The following is a 17,063-nucleotide window of genomic DNA, read 5'->3' on the forward strand; positions in this document are numbered from 1 at the left end:
GACCAGACCCCCGGACCACACCCCGCCGGACCAACCCCGGACCAGACCCCCGGACCACACCCCGCCGGACCAACCCCGGACCAGACCCCCGGACCACACCCCGCCGGACCAACCCCGGACCAGACCCCCGGACCACCGGCCGATCCCGTGCCGCTGGAGGTGCTGCTCCCCATCGCGCGTGAAGCCGCGCTCGCCGGTGGCCGGATGACTCGCCGGGTGATCGGCCCCTACCTGCGCGAGAAGAACCTCCCGATCGGAAACGAGAGGTTCGCCGAGCTCCAGGAAGTGCTGTACCGGGACCCGGCGCTCTCCCACCTCCCCCGCCCGAAGCGGAGCACGACCGTGGCCAAGGAGCGCCTCGCACGCGGCTGATTCTCCAAAGGTGCAGGTCAGTGCCCTGCGGACTCGATCTCTACGCGGTGGCCCGCCCTTCTATGCGGGCCACCGCCCCCACAAACACCGAATGGAGCCAGCCTTGTCCCGCCCACCCGCACCCCACAGCCGTCCACGAGTGGCCGACGATGCCGAGGCCTACGCCTGGGCGGAAGTCCTGGTCCGCCACGGACACCTCCACGCCGCAATGCCCACGCCCACAGGGCAGTGGCTCGTCCAGGACCGCCCCGACGCGCCCGTCCGGGTGCTGTCCGGCCCGAGTGCGCTGGTCGAAGTCGCGGCTGGCATCCAGCACTACATCCGCCGTACGAGGACCCGCAGATCATGACGAACCCGATCAGTCCTCCGCCCAGCTCCACGGGGCAGCCGGTCACCAACCCGACCTCAGGGCGAGCAAGTTATCGGCCAAGACACTCTTCCCCGTTGGGGAAGGTGTCTTGGCCAGAGCCCGCCCCGGGGGTGGCGGGTCCGGACCAGCGCCGGGGGGCACTGGTCCGGGAGGCAGCGACCGAGGGCGGATCGCAGCCGGAGGAGAGGCAACCACCCCGACGCCGACAGCGCGTCGCACCGAACAGTTCGCGTAAGCGCTCCCCCAAGCCGCCATCCGACAAGCGAAGTCACGTCTGCAGCGTCCGCCTGAACGACGACGAGAAGACCATGCTGTCGAGCGCCGCAGCAGCAGCCCGCACGACCTTGCCCGCCTTCCTCGCCCGCAGCGGCATGGCCGCCGCGCACGACCTCGACAACACCGCCGCCGCCATCGCCGGCCACCGCGAGATGGTCTCGGAGCTGTTCGCCGCCCGCCGGCACCTCGGCCGCGTCGGCACCAACCTCAACCAGATCACCCGCGCCATCAACTCCGGTGGCCAGCCCGAAGAACTGGACGTGGTCCTCGCCACCGTCCGCCGGGCTGTGGACCGCGTCCAGGCCGCCACCGACCACCTGCTGAACCAGACCTAGAAGGACAACACCGGCATGATCCCCAGGATCCACAACCGCGGGAAGCGCACCATCGGCCTGCTCGCCTACCTGTACGGGCCGGGCAAGTACGAGGAGCACACCGACCCGCACCTGGTGGCTTCCTGGGACGACAACGCCCCCGACCCCGGCCGCGACCCGCAGGCCACCTTGAAGCAGCTCCAGCGCCTCCTCGACCAGCCCGTACAGAACGCTGAGGAGAGCAGCCGTCCCGCCCAGCATGTGTGGCACTTGTCCGTCCGCAACGCCCCCACCGACCGGATCCTGACCGACGAGGAGTGGGCGGACGTCGCCCGGCGCATGGTTGCCGCAGCCGGAATCGACGACCCCGACCAAGGGGCGGGATGCCGCTGGGCTGCGGTCCGGCACGCCGACGACCACATCCACATCATCGCCACCCTCGTCCGCGAGGACGGCTACAAACCCGACCTCGACAACGACGCCCAGCGCGTCCAGGACGAAGCCCGCCTCCTGGAAACCGAACTCGGGCTGCGCCGCCTCAACTCCGGCGACCGCACCGCAGCCCAGCGGCCCACCAGCGCCGAGCGCCACAAGGCCGAGCGCGAGCACCGCGAGCGCACCCCGCGCGAGGAACTCCGCGAGAGCGTACGCCGCGCGGTGGCCGGCGCCGCCAGCGACACCGAGTTCTTCGGCCGCCTCGCAGCCTCCGGCCTCCTCGTCCGGAAGCGAGTCGCACCGTCCGGAGACCTTCTCGGCTACACCGTCGCCCTGCCCGACGACCGGAACAAGGACGGCGACCCGGTGTTCTACTCGGGGTCGAAGCTGGCTCCCGACCTGTCGCTGCCGCGCATCCGCGAGCGCTGGAGCGGCATGCCCAACGGGGCCGGGACCGACGACGGCACGAGGCTGGTGGCAGAGCCGGGTATGTCCAGGCCGGCATCGGCTCGCCGTCGCGCGGCCGGAGCCATTTGGCAGGCCGTGCTGGTCATCGACCAAGGGGAGGACGGCGCGGTCGCCGCTCACATCGCTGCAGCCGGAGAGGTCTTGGACGCACTTTCCAAGACCTCCGCGGCGCATACCCGCCGCGAGCTCCGCGAAGCCGCGGCAGCGTTCGAGCGGGCCTCGCGGTCGCACGTCCGAGCCGTGCGCGACCACGACCGGGGGCTGCGGCAGGCTGCCCGCGCCCTTTCGCACGGTGGTCCGGCTCTGGGCCGCGGCGAGGACGGCGCCACCACGGCGATGGTGATCGACATGCTGTTCTTCTTGGTCACCGCCGCCGCGTTGTGGCACGCGAGAAAGGGGCACGCCCAGCAGGCCGCCGCTGCTCAACAGGCCGCCGGGTATCTCCGGGCCGCGTACTCGGGTGCCGCCGAGCGGCCCCTTGGCGCGTTGCGCGAACGCGGTCGGCGCCTTTCGCTTCCGGTCCGTCGCCGGCACGAAGCCGTCGTGCGGCAGGCGGTCCCGGATCTGGCCGAGCAGCTTCTGGCCGAGCCCGGATGGCCTGCGCTGGCCGCCACGCTCGCCGAAGCGGAGGCCGCCGGACATCAGCCGGGGCCTCTGCTCGCCGCCGCCGCGTCCCGCCGCGAACTGGGCACCGCCGATTCCGTCAGCGACGTCCTGGTGTGGCGCCTGCGCCGCATGGCCGACCTGCCCGCCGATCCGGCCAAGGCCACTGCGTCCGCCGGAGGAACTGCACCACGCTCGGCTGCTGTTCGCCCCGCCGCCGAACGGCCCTCCCGTCGCTCGCCGGGCCTGTGAACGTTTGTTGAGTAGAACCAGGTCACACCCCCGAGAGAGGGTGTGACCGTACACGCGGACCACGACCACCCGGAGGCGCCCATGTTCCGCAGCAGACGAGGCCGACAGGACCGCTCGGTCCGCGAGTTCCAGGCCGAGGCGATGCACATCGCCTCCGCCGCGCAGGAACCGGCCCACAACGGTGCGGTCCGCCCGGCTGGTGGGGCCGAGACCGGCTCGGTGGAGATACCGGTCGATCTGCGCGTGCCGGCGCCGGAGGAGTTCGCCGGGACGATGATGCGCTACTGGGCGCCGCTGTCCGTGGACGACGAGGTGATCGCCTGCACCGAGTGCGGGGCTTACCGGGACTGGCTGGTGCTCAACAGCGGTGACCGTGTGTGGGTTCGCTGCCGCAGCGCCCACGAGACGCTCGTCCCCGGTCTCGACGGCGACTGGTACGCGCGGAACTCGGGGCCGATCGAAGGGGTCTTCGGCAGTCGGGAGGACGGGCTGGCGTCCTTCGGGTACGACGGCACGTTCGCGGGCGCGATCCTCTGACCTCGCTATTCAGCATCACCCCCCTTGGAAGACCAGCATCGCCAGGGGGTACCGTCGGCCCGCACACACGCACGGGGGGATCACACATGCGAAACCACGGCTTCATCCTGCTCGGATTTGCCGCAGCGGCCACGCTCACGCTGGCAGCCTGCTCGACCGGCAGCACACCGGAACCCGGCTCCTTCGGACCCCGGCAAGCGAGCAGCCCCAGCACCACGCCGCAGGGCAAGAAGGCCGTGCCGCTCTCGGCCGACCAGCTCGGGCCTCGTCTGCTCGACATCGTGGACATGGGCTCCGACTACCGGGTCCAACCGCAGCAGGACTCGAAGCACGACGACATCGCCGTCGTGGGCTGCCCCGCCATGGAGAAGCTGGGTGGAGCCGCTGCCGGAGGGGCGCTCGACTTCCCCACCCAGGCCAAGGTCACCTTTGCCTATAGCGGGTCCGCCGACTCCGAGGTGGCCGAAGAGATCTACACCGACACCGAGGACAAGCTCTCCTCCGGCACCCGCACCATCTTCGACGCGATGGCCGCCTGCCCGAAGTACCAGCTGGCGTCGGGCAGCACGCCCATCGACGTCACCACCCAGAAGGTCACCGCACCGGAGCGTGGCGATGAACGGTGGGCAACGGTGATGACACTCACCAGCGGCGGCCGAACCACCATGATCAAGCAGGTCGCCGTGCGCTCCGGCACCGTCCTGGTCGTCCTGTCCGGCAGCCCCGGCCTGGTCGACACCCACCTCGACAAGGCCCTCAACAAGGCATTGGCTCCCGCGGGCTCTTAATAGCACCCGGGCTACCACCCTAGATGCCGTGCCAAAGTGTGTGGGGGCGGGCCCGATACTTTGGGTGAGGCTCACCCCAACCTATTCGCGCCAAGGCCAAGAGCGCCTGGCACGACCGGTCACTCAGAGCCGTCGACTCCGAATCCGGGCGGTGTCGGCCGACGCCTGGCCGCGGTGGGCGCAGGCGCGTGGTGGCTGTGGAGGATGGACCGACTGCACCTCATAGCCGGTAGGCGAAGCGGAGCGCGCCGCCCTCCTCGCGGTAGAGCCCGCGGCCGCGCTCGCTGAACGGGTTTGGCAGCATGCGTACCTGCCGGTGCTCCGCATCCAGTACCGAGGTGACCACCAGGATCCGCCAACGGTCACTGCCACCGTACTTCTGCGCCGCCCGTACCTCGGTTTCGCCGAGCTCGATCTGCCCGCCCGAGCCCTGGGTGGCCTTGACTTCATACAACTGCGGACTCCTCCCGGAGCCGACCTTGAAGTCGTAGCCGAGGCTGTCGTCTCCGGCGGGCCCTGGGAAGACGTGGGCCCGGTTGCCGGAGACCCAGCTGGTTTCGTCGGTCGCCCGGTCCTGCTCGCGAAGCCACTGGTACGCGTACCACTCGCCCACGAAGCCGATCGCCGAGCGCTGGGCCGACGACAGCCCGCGCTCCCCGTCGACGCGCCCACCTGGCCGTCCTCCCGAGGGGCCGGCCGCCCTCCGGGGCGGGATCGGCTTCAGGGCGGCCCAGCGCCTTCGGACACTGCCGCTGAGGGGCGGGCCGGATTCCAGAGCGCGGCGCAGCTCCGAGGCCAACTCGGTGAAGTCGCCAGACTCGATGTCGAAGTCCCGTTCACCGATGGAGATGATCCGCTTGCGCTTGGCCCGTTCGGTGCGCGCCTGTTCCGCGGCGTTCCGTACTCGGTCCAGCTCGGCGGGAGTGAGCCCGTGTGCCTCGGGCTCCGAGGAGGCAGCCATTCCCGGCGGCCACTGCCCCAGGGCCGCGAGCCAGCCCACGACATCGTCGGCCGAGAGCTCGCGGAAGTCGAGCGCCCCCACCTCGTCCAGCAGCGCGGTGATCTCCTCTGCGGCTGCCTTCGCCAGCGCCACGGGCAGCGGTCGTTTCGCGGCCTTGACCAGGGCGACCAGGTCGGGTGCCGTCCTGGCTATGGCCGCGTGGTTGTGGCTGCGCAACCGGTCCGTGGCTGCGAGCCGTTCGCCCTTGGCCGGGGCGGGCGCCCCCAATCGGGCGGTGAGCGCCTGTTCGACGAGGGCCCGCAGCAGGCCGTCGTCGGCGGTGTCGACGGTGAGCGCCCACTCTTCCGGAGCCGTGATCCATGTCAGGGAGCGGATGGCGGGCCAGTCGGCGATGGGCCTGCGGGCATCGAAGTCTGCCAGCCGGGCCCAGCGCAGCCTGTCGACGAGGGCGCCCCGACCGAGATCCACGTGCCGGCGTACGGCTTCGTCGTGGGCCTCGGCGTGGCTGATCGGGCGGTACTGGGGCGCGAGCCCTGCCAGGGTGCGGTTGAGGCCCGCGAAGTCGACTTCGGCCAGGGCCCGGAGGCCGTCGATGTCCCGCGCGTCCCGAGCGGCGCCGATGAGCTGCGCGGCGGGCAGCGGAAGGGCTCCCTCGTATGGTTCTAGGCGGGCGAGGAACTCCCGTGCGTCGGCCGGAGCCGGCTCCGTCAGCTCCCTCGCCCGGTCGGCGCCGAGGGCGTGTACAAGGAAGGGGTGGCAGCGCTCCAGTACACCCGCGAGGGACCCGTCGAGGCGGTGGGCGGTCCCCCTGACCTGGTGGACGGAGAGATCGAGCGCCGCCGCGAGCTGCCGCTCGGTCGGTTCCCCGAGGGGTGCGTGCCCGCGCTCCAGTTCGCGGGCGGCGAGCTTGAGCGGGCCGGTGAACTCCGGACGGTCCAGGACCTGGCTGACCGCGTAGCCAAGCCGGGCCACGAAGTCCCAGGACAGGGGCAGGTCCGGGGTGAGGACCAGCGGGTGGGAGGGGTCGGGCAGGGGCAGTATGCCGTCCTGCCGTCCCGGGAGCTCCACGGCCGCCCCGTCGAGGGTGATCTTCAGCGAGGCGTAGCGGTGGATGCGGATGCGGCGGACGGCGGCGACGAAATCGGTGAGCTCCGCGTCGGTAGGGCGTCCGCCCCGGGGCGGATGGTCGGCCAGGACGCCCACCGCAAGCGGAAGCCACGGCAGCTCGTCGACGAGCCGCGATCCGAGCCCGTCGGTGGTGTCGGAGGTGCCGACGACGGTGGTACCGGAGGGGCCGGTGACCTCGACCGACAGGTCGGCGGCGTCGGCGTGCCGTATCGCGTCCGGGCAGCGGCGCCGGAGAATCCGGGCCGTTGCCGCCGCCGCACCTGGCACCACGAGCAGCGGAAGCTTGAGCTCCCTGGCCAGGCGGGCCTTGAGATTGTCCCGGTCCCCGGTGACGTATAGCCGGACGGAGCCGTCGAGGAGTGCGGCGAAGTCGACGGCGATGAGCCGGTTGCCCCGCTCGGCGAGCAGGGCCGAGCCGATGAGCGGTTCGATCGAGGCTGCCTGCGCAGCGAGGTTCTGCCAGGCACGCTCGCTCGCGCGCTGAAGGGCGGGCCGGTCCCCGTCGTCCACTGCATCCGATTTCACCAGCTCGCCCAGGGTGGCGATGAGCCGGGCGCTGTCCCTGGAGTCGCCCCAGGTCGGCAGCCCGGCATCGCGCAGCCGTCGAAGGGCCTGATCGTCGTCTAGCAGGGGGCGGAGCTGCCGCATGACGGTCGGGGCGAAGGCCGGCTCCTGCTCAAGGGTTGCGGGGGCATGCCACGCTTCGTCCGGCCGGACGAAGCGGACGGTTCCGCCGCGGCCGCGCACCGGGAGCCAGGGCTGGCCACGGACGAAGGCGGACAAGGGGGTCGGGACGTGCTGCAGATCCTGGTTGCCCGTCCGGTCCCGGTTCCAGACGCTGATGAAGTGAGTGGCGCTCCACCGGGCCAGGCCGTGCAGGACCAGTCGCGCATAGGCGAGCCGGCCCGGTTCGCTCAGCCGCCCGGCGATGTCCTGGCCCGGCAGCCGGAACGCGGGGGTTCCGACGTACGGGGTGTACGGATGGGCAACAGCGCTCCACGAGCGGTCGATGAACGGCCGCCACTGATCGGCGACCTCGTCGGTCACCTTCGCCATATGGATGAGGTTGCTCGTGGTGAGCGTCCCACCCTCGGCTTCCGTCTCTGCACCGGATGTCACCACCGGGAGCAGCCCGTCGGTGACGCCGAGATCGCTGAGGAACTCCCGCCATTCCTCCAGGGTTTCGCCGCGCCTCAGGAACTCCTCGGGCGGTGCCACGAGCCGCTGTGCCATGAAGCGGAGCCCGGACGAGGACTCCCGCCCCTCGGCCACGACGGAGGCGAGCTCGTCACCGTGGGTCCCGGTCCAGCCGGCCCCGAAGGCGGCGTCGGCCGCTTTGATGGCGGGGCCCTCGGCGGAGGGAACGTACAGCCCCAGCGGGCGTAGTTGCAGGGACTGCGCGGACTGCCTCGACCGGTAGAGGCGGAACACGAAGCGGAGGGCCTGCTCGCGCAGCCGCGCCGAGTTGCTCTCGGTGAGGGCGCGGCGGACGTGGTCGAGCAGGCCGGCGGCGTCGAACCGCCGGACGAGCCTGAAGCGTTCCAGGAACAGCCGGGCTTCCTGGCGTCGTACGTGGCCTTCTTCCTCCACCCAGTTCAACCCCGAGTGAAGATAGAACATGCGCTTCTTCAAAGCGTCCGGCACGGCCAGGCCCTCGTCGCCCACCGTCTCGCCGCGAGCCGGCTGGAAGAAGGCCTCCCGCCGGGCCGCCGTGCGCCGCGAGCCGTCCTTCCTCTCCGTGGCAGGGCCGCCGTTGGCACGGCGGAGCTTCCCGTCGTCCGCCAGCAGCAGCCTCCTGCCCTGGAGCACTCCGCCCTCGTCCTTGAACAACAGGGCGAGATCGGCGTAAACGCCGTTCCAGTCGTCGACGGGAGCATTGGGAGCCGGCAGCGGCAGGGTCCCAACGATCAGCTCGGCGTGCTCCGCCCGCTGCTGCGCGGAGGGCTCCAAGGGGCACTTAAGCGCCTCGCACAACCTCGCGAGACGCTTCAGGGGCTTGGCCCCGACGGCCGGATCGGCCACCGCGATACCCACCGCCCCGGCCGCCCCGGCCGTGAGCACCGACAGCTCGAGCTCGGGCCAGAGCACGGAATCGCGGGGCGTGCCCCAGGAACCGTGCGGAGCCTCCCGGTTCAGCAGGGGTACGACGGGAACGTCCGCGAACTCCGCGCCGTGCACCCGGCGCGCAGCTTCGAGCAGCAGGTTGTGGGAGCGCGGCTCGTGCTCCCAGGTCACAAGGTCGACCGCCAGCCTGCGGTCGGAGGGCCGGGCTCGGTCCCGCAGCGCGGCGGCTGCCGCCAGGCAGGTCTCGGCGGCCGCCGCGAACAGCATTCCGTTCAGCGGGTGCTCGCGGTCGAGGGCCGTACGGTCCACCTTCGTGAAGAACGGGGCGTTGAGGTGCCCGCGCAGAGGCGCGGCGGCGTCCTCGCCCAGCGGGAGGAAGGTGTAGATCCGGCCACCGCGCAGCGAGTCGCTGCCGTCGAGGGGCAACGCCACCTCGACCACGGCCGGTTCTTTCCAGTCACCCCACGAATCGTCCAGCTGTCCGAGCTCGGTCGCCGCGTCGATCGTGCCGCGCAAACGCTCCACGGGGATACGACCGCGGGCCACGAGGTACGCGCCCAGGGAGTCGAGTTCGACACGGGCAAGGGAGACGGCAGGGACGGTCTGCGCCGCACCGGCCTGCCCGCCGTGTCCCCAGGGCAGGACCTCGGCGGACCCCAAGGTGTCTTCCCGCCGTGTGAGTTCCGTACGCCGGGGACTTTCGCCACCTCGCCGTTCGATGACCAGTCGGTCGAGCCGGTCCAGGAACAGCATCACCGGGGCCTTCGTGGCGCCGAGCTCGTCGAGGCGACGGACGGCCGCGCGACGCGAGGTCTCGTTGCGCAGCGGGATCCTGATGACCGTCACATGACCGTCGGCGGCCAATTCCTTGCAGGTCGGGGGCACGTCCGAGAGAGGGAAGGGGACCTGGAAGGGGGGCAGTTCCTCCTCCGCCCTGCGTACGAGGTCCTCGTCCCCGAGCAGCACCCGCAGGTCGTCCCGTACGGCGAAGCGGAAGCAGTACCCGTCCAGCACGGCCGGGCCCTCTCCGGCCGTGCCAGCGCTGTAGACCTCCGGGGCGTCCGTGATCTCCAGGATGCTGCGGAAGCCGACGCCCTTGTTCCCGATTCCCTCGCCAACGGTCTTCTCGCTCCGGGCAAGCTTGCACACTGCTTGGATGCTGGCCCAGGTGAAGGGCGTGCCGCCGTTGGCCACGTAGAGCGTGCCGTGCGTCCCTTCGTTCTCGTCGAGCAGGACCTGCACTCTTCCGTCGTTCCGGCCTCCGCGGTGGGCGTCGTGGCCGTTCTGGAGCAGTTCCAGGAGGAAGCGGCCTGCGTAGTCGCGCGCGTTGCCGTGCGAGGCCGCGCGCAACTGCTGAGCGGGTTGCCAGACCTGTGTGGACTGCCATTCCTTGAGCACGGTTTGCGCGTAGTCCCACAGCTCGCGCGACCACGTACCGCTCGGGCCGTCCTCGTACGCCGTACCGTCCATGTCCCCCTGCTTCCATGACGATCTCAGGCAGACCCTAGCCCGGGGGTCGCCGACGTCGCAGGGCTGTCCGGGAACTGGGAAGACGCCGGGGCCGCAGCTCGGCAGAACTGCGGCCCCGGCATCCTGTGGGCGGGCGGAGTGCTAGAACTTCGTGCTGCACTACATGGGTCGCAGCCGCACCGAATCTTCCCTGAGGCAGCGCTGAGCGCGGTCGGCGCGGATCACGGCTACATGGCCATACTGAGTCACCACAGGAGTGCAGCGATCAACTCTCGCACCTCAGTCACGGCGTGTGGCTGACCGTGAGGCACCGCTCGGAGACGGCCGGGAGGGTTCGGCGAGGCACCGGTGCAGGAGCGACGAGCGCCTCGGCGAAGGTGCTGACGAGGTCCTGCGGTGCCGAATGGCTGAACGCCGCGCACCACAGGTAGGGCCTTGCGAGGTCGGGCTGCGACCAGGCCATCCAGCCGGGAAGGTCTGGGCGGGGGTCCTGGTCCTCGATCCCGGCGGGAAGGACCGTCCAGGACCAGCACGAGGTGATCGAGGCGTCCCAGAAAGTGTGCCCCGGGTTGTCGGCGTCAGGGGTCCAGTCCGCAGACGCCAGGACCTGGGTGACCGCGTCGATCCCGTCGAAGCCCCACGCCGGTTCCTTCCTCGCGTCCAGCGCGAGAGCGAAGGCTGTGAGCGCTTCGTGGGGGATGTCGGCGGTGAAGTACGCCGTCCATGCCGCGATGCCGCGGTCGGGGGCCTCGCGTGCGGAGATTTCCCAGGCGATCGGGAGGTCGCCCAAGCGAGTGGTCAGCGGGTCGGCCAGTACCCACTCGGCGCTTCGGAGCTGGTCGGGGCTGGAGTGGAAGAACGACTTGCGTGCCGTTGTCCAGCAGGACCAGCCGGTGCCCGTCAGGGCGCCTCCGACGGCCTCGGCGAGGTCTCCGTCATCCCCGGCCAGGTGCCGGGGGCTCGCCCAGAGCCAACCGGTGTTGGGGGTGCTCGGTCCGGGCGGGGTGTGGGAGTACAGGGGCGCCTCCAGGGGCTCGGTGGCTGGTCATGCCGGCCGTGCGGATCGGCGTACTGCGCGGCGGCTGAGGGAGGCAGTGCCCATGGGCGGGTGCCAGGTCAGGGCCTGCGCGATGGCGGGCGGAAGAAACTCGCCTTGTCCGGCTTCGCCGAGGAAGACCACTTGGTGGCCTTGTGCGTCACGGGCCTTGACGATCTCGCCGGCGAAATGGACGTACGGAAACTCCGGGTTGATCGCGAGGAAGAACGGCGCGTCCCGGTCACAGGACGAGAGACGGTCGATGATCTCGCCAACGGTCACGGCGCGATGGGTCGGTGATGGCACTGCTGCTCCTTCTGGACACGCCGAGGCACGGCGTATGAAGCGCGGGACAGGTGGGTGACGCGTACGGCAGCGACCGGGGCCGGTCTGGCCGTCGCTGCGCGTCAGATGCGTCGGGAGGTGGCGAGTACAGCCTCGACGGCGGCAGCCACGACGGCAGCGGGGGTCTCGGTGCTGAACGTCGCCCGATAGCCCTGCACGGTGGCCGTGCCGGTGACGGCGATCACCCAGCCGTCATCGCGGGCGCCGGGACGGCCCTCGGGAAACCAGCCGAGGTAGAAGCGGCCGTCCTTGCTGGCGACGTGTACATCGGCTCGGTCGTCGACGACCAGGCTGAAGTCGTCGGCGGTGAAGTGGTCGATGATCTGGGTGGGGTGTCCACGGCCGAGGAGCCACGTGCGGATCCGCAGGGCCTCGATCGTGGTGGAGAAGCCGGGCTGATCGCCGGCGTGGTTCATGGGCGGCTCCGTGCTCGGAAGGGGCCAGGAAGACACCCACTTTGACATGCACCTGCGATGGTGTTCCAGCGTGTGAGGCGCTCTGCTGCTCTGCTGTCAGCGATCTCCCGCAGGCGGAACGGCCCGGTCTGTGCGGACAGCACAAAGCGAGGGCGGCATCCCCAGTGGGAATGCCGCCCTCGCGTGCGTTATTCGGTTGTCCCGCCGTTCACGGCGGTGCTGCGTGTGTCAGGAGGCGTCGTCCGGCTGGTTGGCCCGTCGGCGCCGAACAGCCCAGATGGCGCCGCCCCCGGCGCTGATCAGAAGGCCTCCCGCCGCAGCGAGCCAGCTGGTGGAGCCAGCGCCCGTACGAGCGAGCTGACCGTCCGAACCGGCGGGGGGCGTGGGCGTGCTGGTCGGGGTGTCGGACGGGGCGGGGGTGCTGCTGGTGTTGTCCGGGGTCGGGGTGGCGGGTGCGGAGGTGTCGGGGGTGGGCGTGGGCTTGGTCGTGGGCGGCTTGCTCGGCTGCTGGGTCGGCGGGGTGGTCGCGGTGGGCGTGTTGGTGAACTCCGCGGTCGTACCGGCGGCGGGCTTCGCGGTGACCTGGACCGGGCTCGAGTCGAGCTGGTAGCCGGAGGGTGCCTTGGTCTCGGTGGCGGTGTAGGCGGTGCCGGAGCGGGCGGTGACGGTGAGCTGGGCCTTCGCGGTTCCGTCCTTGCCGGTGGTCAGGGTGACGGCTTCTCCCCCGGTGCCGGAGGGCCGGATGTTGATCACGGCGCCGGCGAGCGGCTTGCCGGTGGTCTTGTCGGTTTTCTTCACCGTCAGTTCCGCGTGCTTGAAGGGGTCGACGACGGTGACGGGGGTGACCTGGCCGGGGGTGACGATGATGTCCCGGTCCTCGGCAAGGTCGTGGATGGCGCTGCCGGAGTCGGTCTCCTTGAGCCGGTAGACGCCGGGGGTGACCTTCTCGAATCGGAGGATGCCGTCGGCTCCGGTCTTGCCCTGCAGGGCCTTCGTCCCGTTGACGGTGTCGAGGAGGCTGAACTGGGCGCCTTCGAGCGTGGCGCCGGCGGGGTCCTTCTTGTGGATCTCGACGCCGCCGGGCTCCGGCTCGGGCATGCTGCGCGGTGCCGGGGCCGAGGTGGAGGGGGTCGGCTCGGGTGCCTCGGCCGAGGCCGAGGGTGCCCAGGTCAGGGCTCCCGTTGCGGCGGCGGCAACGGCGATGGCAGCGGTGGGTGCCTTGCGGCGGGCGGATCGGCTGGACAACGGGGTTCTGCTCCTTGGTGGGTTGGCTCAACAGGTTGCCGGCGTATGGCCGGGCGAGTCAGCGGGCGCGGGCCGCCCCGCCGTGTTGTGCGGGGGCGCCGGCGGCAGGGCCGGGGTGCTGGCGGGTTTGCGGTCCGGGACGGAGGAGAGTCGGGCGAGGTGCCTGGTGTGGAAGGGGACTTCGCCCACGGCGCGTGTGAGCGGCTCCTCCGCGACCAGGGAGGCGGTGAAGGCCGCGACGTAGGTGACGGGGGTCCGGCCGGTGAAGGATGCTCGCCACAGCGGTTCAACGGGGTAGCCAGCGGTCAGCATCCACATCGGCTTATCGAGGTCGGTGGCGATGTACCGGTGTTCGAGGAGTGCCATGCCGTCCGGGCTGCGGAAGCGCTGGGATCCCCGATGGCTGACGGTGTGGTTCCAGCCGAAGTTGAGCAGTGGCAGGTACGCGGCGACAGGAGGGGTGCCGTCGTCGAACAGCATGTCGCTGTCGCTGTAGGAGTCGTCCAGGTAGAAGTGCAGCAGCTCGGTGTGGAAGTCCCAGATCATCTCTACGGGGGTGGAGGCGTCGAACTTGGCCTTCCAGGCGGCCGGTTCGAAGGGCTGCTGGTGTGCGGCGGTGATCCAGAGTCCGTCTCCGGCTGCGCCGCCGGGGTCGGCGAGGAAGCCGGACCGCAGCCTCATGCAAGGGCTGGATGCCACTTGGTACCCGTCCTCAGGGCAGTGGAATGTCCAGTCGTGTTCACCGCTGTTGTGGGGGAAGGGCCATCCGTCGAAAACCTGGTCCGATCCACGACCGGCGAGGTGCCGGGCGTGGACGGACACGGTCTTGTCCGAGGGCAGTGAGTTCATGGGGTCGGTCAGTTCCGGTCCGTTCGTCGGTGGGGTGGTTCGGGCATCGGCTAGCGGTGGCGGCCCTGGGTGGTCTTCTCGGCGAGTGGCAGCGCTGTGGTGCGGGCAAGCGACGTACCGGGCGTGCGAGGAGGGGTGGGGCGGGTGGAGAACCAGAGGTCGGCGTAGCGGGTGACGGCGGCCTTCAGACGGGTCCAGTCCCCGCCGGCCCAAGGCGCCGGGCCCGGTGTGCAGGGGTTGAAGTCCCGGAAGACGGCGTAGCCGTCCGATCGGTCCGTTCGGCCCGCGATCCTGTCCCGTGTGCTGAAGGTGCCGTGGTCGGCGAAGGAGAGCGTGATCTCGTCGATGGGCCCGCGGTCGGCGTGGACGATGCGCAGCCGCAGACCGGCGTACTCCCCCTGTCGGATGGTGGGCTGGAAAGAGATCCGCAGGAGGAGCGGGCTGTCCGGGGCCGGGGCCGCGTAGTAGCTGTTGCCGACTACGGCACCGTTGTCGAAGGTGAGGGCCAGTTCCTGGGTGAAGAAGGCTTTCGGGGACAGCGCCATGGACGTGGGGCCTCCTGGTTCGGCGGGATCAGCGGCGGGCAGCGGGGCGGGCCGGAACGGGGAGTCGGGCACCGGGAACCGTGGTGGTCGACCAGCGGTGAACGCTGGCGGGACGCGCGGTCGGAGGTGTGCGGCGGCGTGCGAGGTCGAGGGGGGTGGGCGCGGGCGGCTTCGGCGGCACCACGGGTGCGAGCTGGGCGTACCGCTTGGTCATCTGAGACAGCTCGCCCTCCCACCGCAGCACGGGCTCGGGGTTGACGACGGCGGTGGCGGTCGCGGCTATCAGCTCCACCGGCGTGCGGCTGCTGAAGACGGCGTACCAGGAGGAGTAGGAGCGCTCCGGCCCGCCCCACATTCCCCAGCGCGTGTCGTTGGTCACCAGCTCGCGTGCCTCGTCGAGGGGGCCATGGTCGAACCAGGCTCCGGCGAGTCCGTCCGGGGAGGTCAGCTCCAGGCGGCCGGGCGCGATGTGAGTCCTCCAACCCGCTTCCATCAGCGGACCGAAGCCCCTGCTGACACCGCCGGGGCTGCGCAGGTCCGAGCCGTCGTCCCTCTGGTACGCGGCGACGAGCTGGATGGTGAAGGCGGTGACGAATTCGGTGGGGGCCTTGTCGTTGAAGGCGGCGGCCCACCGTGGTGCACCGAAGTGGTGCTCGTACGCGCTGATCTTCCACAGGGCGTCGTCGTCGCCCTCCGGCATGTAGCCGATCCGCACCCGCTGGTCAGGGGCAGGGAGAAAGACGTTTCCGTGGTCGTCCCAGCTCGGTTTCCATCCCGCGTCGAGGGCGGGCTGAAGACCCGGGTCGCCCTCGACGGTAGATCCGGCCAGGTAGCGGGGGCTGACGTAGTAGTCCCCCGCGGGTTCGTCGGTATGAGTCATGGGGTCCTGGGGCATCGGCGACGGTGCGGCTAGCTGAGCTCGCCAGCCGCGAGCGTGGTGAGGGTGATGTGGGCAGCGGTCTGTGCAAGTCGCTGCTCGACCTTGGCGACGTCGTAGCCGGTGACGACGTAGAGCCCGGCCCGCGCGACGTCCACATCGCCTTCGGGCGGCAGGACGATCTCGTCGCCGGGGCTACGGAGCCACTGGAGGCGCTCCAGCCACAGGGCGTTGTCCATGAACTGCTCGTCGACGCCGCGGTGGGTGAGGATGCCGGAGGCTTCCGGGTACAGCAGGGTGATGCCGGCGGCGCGGATGCGGGAGGGGCTCAGGTCAGGAGTGACACCGCAGGCGAGATCGGCGGCGGCGAGGGGCAGGTCGATGCCGGTCGCGAGGCGGACCAGGTGGCCGATGAGGTCGCCGGCGATCCTGCCGTTGACCTCGATGATGCGCGGGCCGGTGGCGGTCAGGCGCATTTCGACGTGCTGGACGCCGTGGTCGATACCGAGGGCCCGGATGGCTGCGGCTGCGATCGGCGCCACCTGGGCCAGGAGCGGATCGGCCCCGTCCACGGTGTGCCCGGTCTCTTCGAAGTACGGGGCGAAGCCGAGCTGTTTGCGGGTGACGGCCACGGCGGTGGTGGAGCCGCTCTGGGTGACGCATTCGACGCTGATCTCCGGGCCGTCGAGGTACTCCTCGACCAGAACGTCCGTGTTCTCGCCGCCGTGCAGGGCCGCGCCGGTGGTGGCGAAGGCCAGGGCGCGCGGGAGTTCCTCGACCGCGTCGACCCGGATGACGCCGACGCTGCCTGCCTGACCGGCGGGCTTGAGGACGACCGGGTAGCCGATCCGTTCGGCTACGAGCGCGGCCTCCAACAGGCTGGCCACCTGGACGGAGCGGGCGGAGGGAACCCCGTGCCGGGCCAGGAGCGTGCGCGTGACCTGCTTGTCCCGGCAGTTGTGCATGACCGCGGGCGGGTTGGACTTCACGCCGAGCGCCTCGGCCAGGTGGGCGGTTGCGACCAGTAGGACTTCGTTCCAGGTCAGGACACCGGCGATGGTGTGTCGGTCGGCCAGGGCCTGCCCGGCGGGGAGGAGGGCATCCGGGTTGTGCGGGTCGGCGACCTCATGGTCGATGACGTGAGGGTCTTCCCAGGTGATCGGGCTCGGCGTGATGACGACGACGTCGTAAGCCTCGGCGACCTGTTCCAGACAGTAGCCGCGGTAAATGGAATCGCCGGGGGCAACGACGAGGAGGACAGGGTTCTGGTGGGTCAAGTACAGCTCCAAGAAAGTGGGGTGCGGGAGCGGTTCAGCGGTGCGCAGCGCGGTGGCCGGCAACTGCGCCAGGAGGAGCGGCCTGTACCGGGAGCGCAGGGGCGGCGGCGGGAGCGGTGGCGGGCAGGTGGTCCACCTGTCGCACGAGTGCCGTGGCGAGCTCGATGGGGTCGATGCCCGCTTCTTCGGCCTGCATCCCCAGCAGTGCTTGGACGCGGTCTTCGGGGAGGGCCGGGTGGTTCTGCGTGTACATCACGGTCCACTCCTCCTTGCAGAAGATCGCGAACGAGGCGAGGTGCATGATGGTGGTCCGCTCGGTGCTGGCGTCGGCGGGCGGGACGTACAGCTCGCCGCCGTTGTCCGTCATGGTCTGGAAGCCGAGCCGCTCGAGCACGGCGGCTGCCTGCGGCAGGTCGCCGAGCAGGGCAATCCACA

General features: G+C 70.8%; 16 protein-coding genes. 6 read left to right on the forward strand and 10 right to left on the reverse strand.

Annotated elements, in window-relative coordinates:
- Positions 1-147: 147 nt before the first annotated feature.
- The 6 genes from ACWCP2_RS08510 to ACWCP2_RS08535 all read left to right on the forward strand — a co-directional run bounded on the left by ACWCP2_RS08510 (position 148) and on the right by ACWCP2_RS08535 (position 4,415).
- A complete protein-coding gene (locus ACWCP2_RS08510; RefSeq protein ID WP_450907821.1) occupies positions 148-372 on the forward strand; it encodes a hypothetical protein in 225 nt (74 codons plus the stop codon).
- Between the two features lie 139 nt (positions 373-511).
- Complete coding sequence (locus ACWCP2_RS08515; protein WP_450907822.1) at positions 512-721, forward strand: hypothetical protein; 210 nt, start codon at positions 512-514, stop codon at positions 719-721.
- Positions 718-1,353 (forward strand): MobC family plasmid mobilization relaxosome protein, encoded by a 636-nt coding sequence (locus tag ACWCP2_RS08520; RefSeq protein ID WP_450907823.1) that lies wholly within the window; start codon positions 718-720, stop codon positions 1,351-1,353. The genes ACWCP2_RS08515 and ACWCP2_RS08520 overlap by 4 nt, the downstream gene beginning before the upstream one ends.
- A 15-nt stretch (positions 1,354-1,368) precedes the next feature.
- The gene (locus ACWCP2_RS08525) at positions 1,369-3,090 is read left to right on the forward strand and encodes a relaxase/mobilization nuclease domain-containing protein (protein WP_450907824.1); all 1,722 of its coding nucleotides are present in this window, start codon (positions 1,369-1,371) and stop codon (positions 3,088-3,090) included.
- A gap of 42 nt (positions 3,091-3,132) precedes the next feature.
- Positions 3,133-3,627 (forward strand): hypothetical protein, encoded by a 495-nt coding sequence (locus tag ACWCP2_RS08530; protein WP_450907825.1) that lies wholly within the window; start codon positions 3,133-3,135, stop codon positions 3,625-3,627.
- An 86-nt stretch (positions 3,628-3,713) separates the two neighbouring features.
- Entirely contained in the window at positions 3,714-4,415 is a 702-nt protein-coding gene (locus tag ACWCP2_RS08535) for a hypothetical protein (protein ID WP_450907826.1), read from the forward strand.
- 220 nt (positions 4,416-4,635) lie between these two features.
- On the opposite strand, the gene ACWCP2_RS08540 is transcribed toward ACWCP2_RS08535, so the two are convergent.
- From ACWCP2_RS08540 to ACWCP2_RS08585, 10 genes are all read right to left on the reverse strand, one after another.
- Positions 4,636-10,038: a sacsin N-terminal ATP-binding-like domain-containing protein gene (locus ACWCP2_RS08540; protein ID WP_450907827.1), complete on the reverse strand. Its 5,403-nt coding sequence runs from the start codon at positions 10,036-10,038 to the stop codon at positions 4,636-4,638.
- A 283-nt stretch (positions 10,039-10,321) separates the two neighbouring features.
- Positions 10,322-11,068, reverse strand: a complete 747-nt coding sequence (locus ACWCP2_RS08545; protein ID WP_450907972.1) for a DUF317 domain-containing protein — start codon at positions 11,066-11,068, stop codon at positions 10,322-10,324.
- A gap of 15 nt (positions 11,069-11,083) precedes the next feature.
- On the reverse strand, positions 11,084-11,380 hold the full coding sequence (locus ACWCP2_RS08550) for a hypothetical protein (RefSeq protein WP_450907828.1): 297 nt from the start codon (positions 11,378-11,380) through the stop codon (positions 11,084-11,086).
- Positions 11,381-11,481: 101 nt separating this feature from the next.
- On the reverse strand, positions 11,482-11,835 hold the full coding sequence (locus ACWCP2_RS08555) for a DUF317 domain-containing protein (protein ID WP_450907829.1): 354 nt from the start codon (positions 11,833-11,835) through the stop codon (positions 11,482-11,484).
- Positions 11,836-12,063: 228 nt separating this feature from the next.
- Positions 12,064-13,080, reverse strand: coding sequence for a SpaA isopeptide-forming pilin-related protein (locus ACWCP2_RS08560; RefSeq protein WP_450907830.1), 1,017 nt, complete (start codon positions 13,078-13,080; stop codon positions 12,064-12,066).
- A 27-nt stretch (positions 13,081-13,107) separates the two neighbouring features.
- Positions 13,108-13,761, reverse strand: a complete 654-nt coding sequence (locus ACWCP2_RS08565; RefSeq protein ID WP_450907831.1) for a DUF317 domain-containing protein — start codon at positions 13,759-13,761, stop codon at positions 13,108-13,110.
- Between the two features lie 218 nt (positions 13,762-13,979).
- Positions 13,980-14,474: a hypothetical protein gene (locus ACWCP2_RS08570; RefSeq protein ID WP_450907832.1), complete on the reverse strand. Its 495-nt coding sequence runs from the start codon at positions 14,472-14,474 to the stop codon at positions 13,980-13,982.
- Between the two features lie 28 nt (positions 14,475-14,502).
- Positions 14,503-15,354 carry a DUF317 domain-containing protein gene (locus ACWCP2_RS08575; protein ID WP_450907833.1) on the reverse strand — a complete coding sequence of 284 codons (852 nt, stop codon included), beginning with the start codon at positions 15,352-15,354 and terminating at the stop codon, positions 14,503-14,505.
- A gap of 29 nt (positions 15,355-15,383) precedes the next feature.
- Positions 15,384-16,628 (reverse strand): ATP-grasp domain-containing protein, encoded by a 1,245-nt coding sequence (locus tag ACWCP2_RS08580; RefSeq protein WP_450907834.1) that lies wholly within the window; start codon positions 16,626-16,628, stop codon positions 15,384-15,386.
- Positions 16,629-16,662: 34 nt separating this feature from the next.
- Complete coding sequence (locus ACWCP2_RS08585) at positions 16,663-17,022, reverse strand: hypothetical protein (RefSeq protein WP_450907835.1); 360 nt, start codon at positions 17,020-17,022, stop codon at positions 16,663-16,665.
- Positions 17,023-17,063: the final 41 nt, after the last annotated feature.

The organism is Streptomyces sp. NPDC002104 (assembly GCF_053593795.1).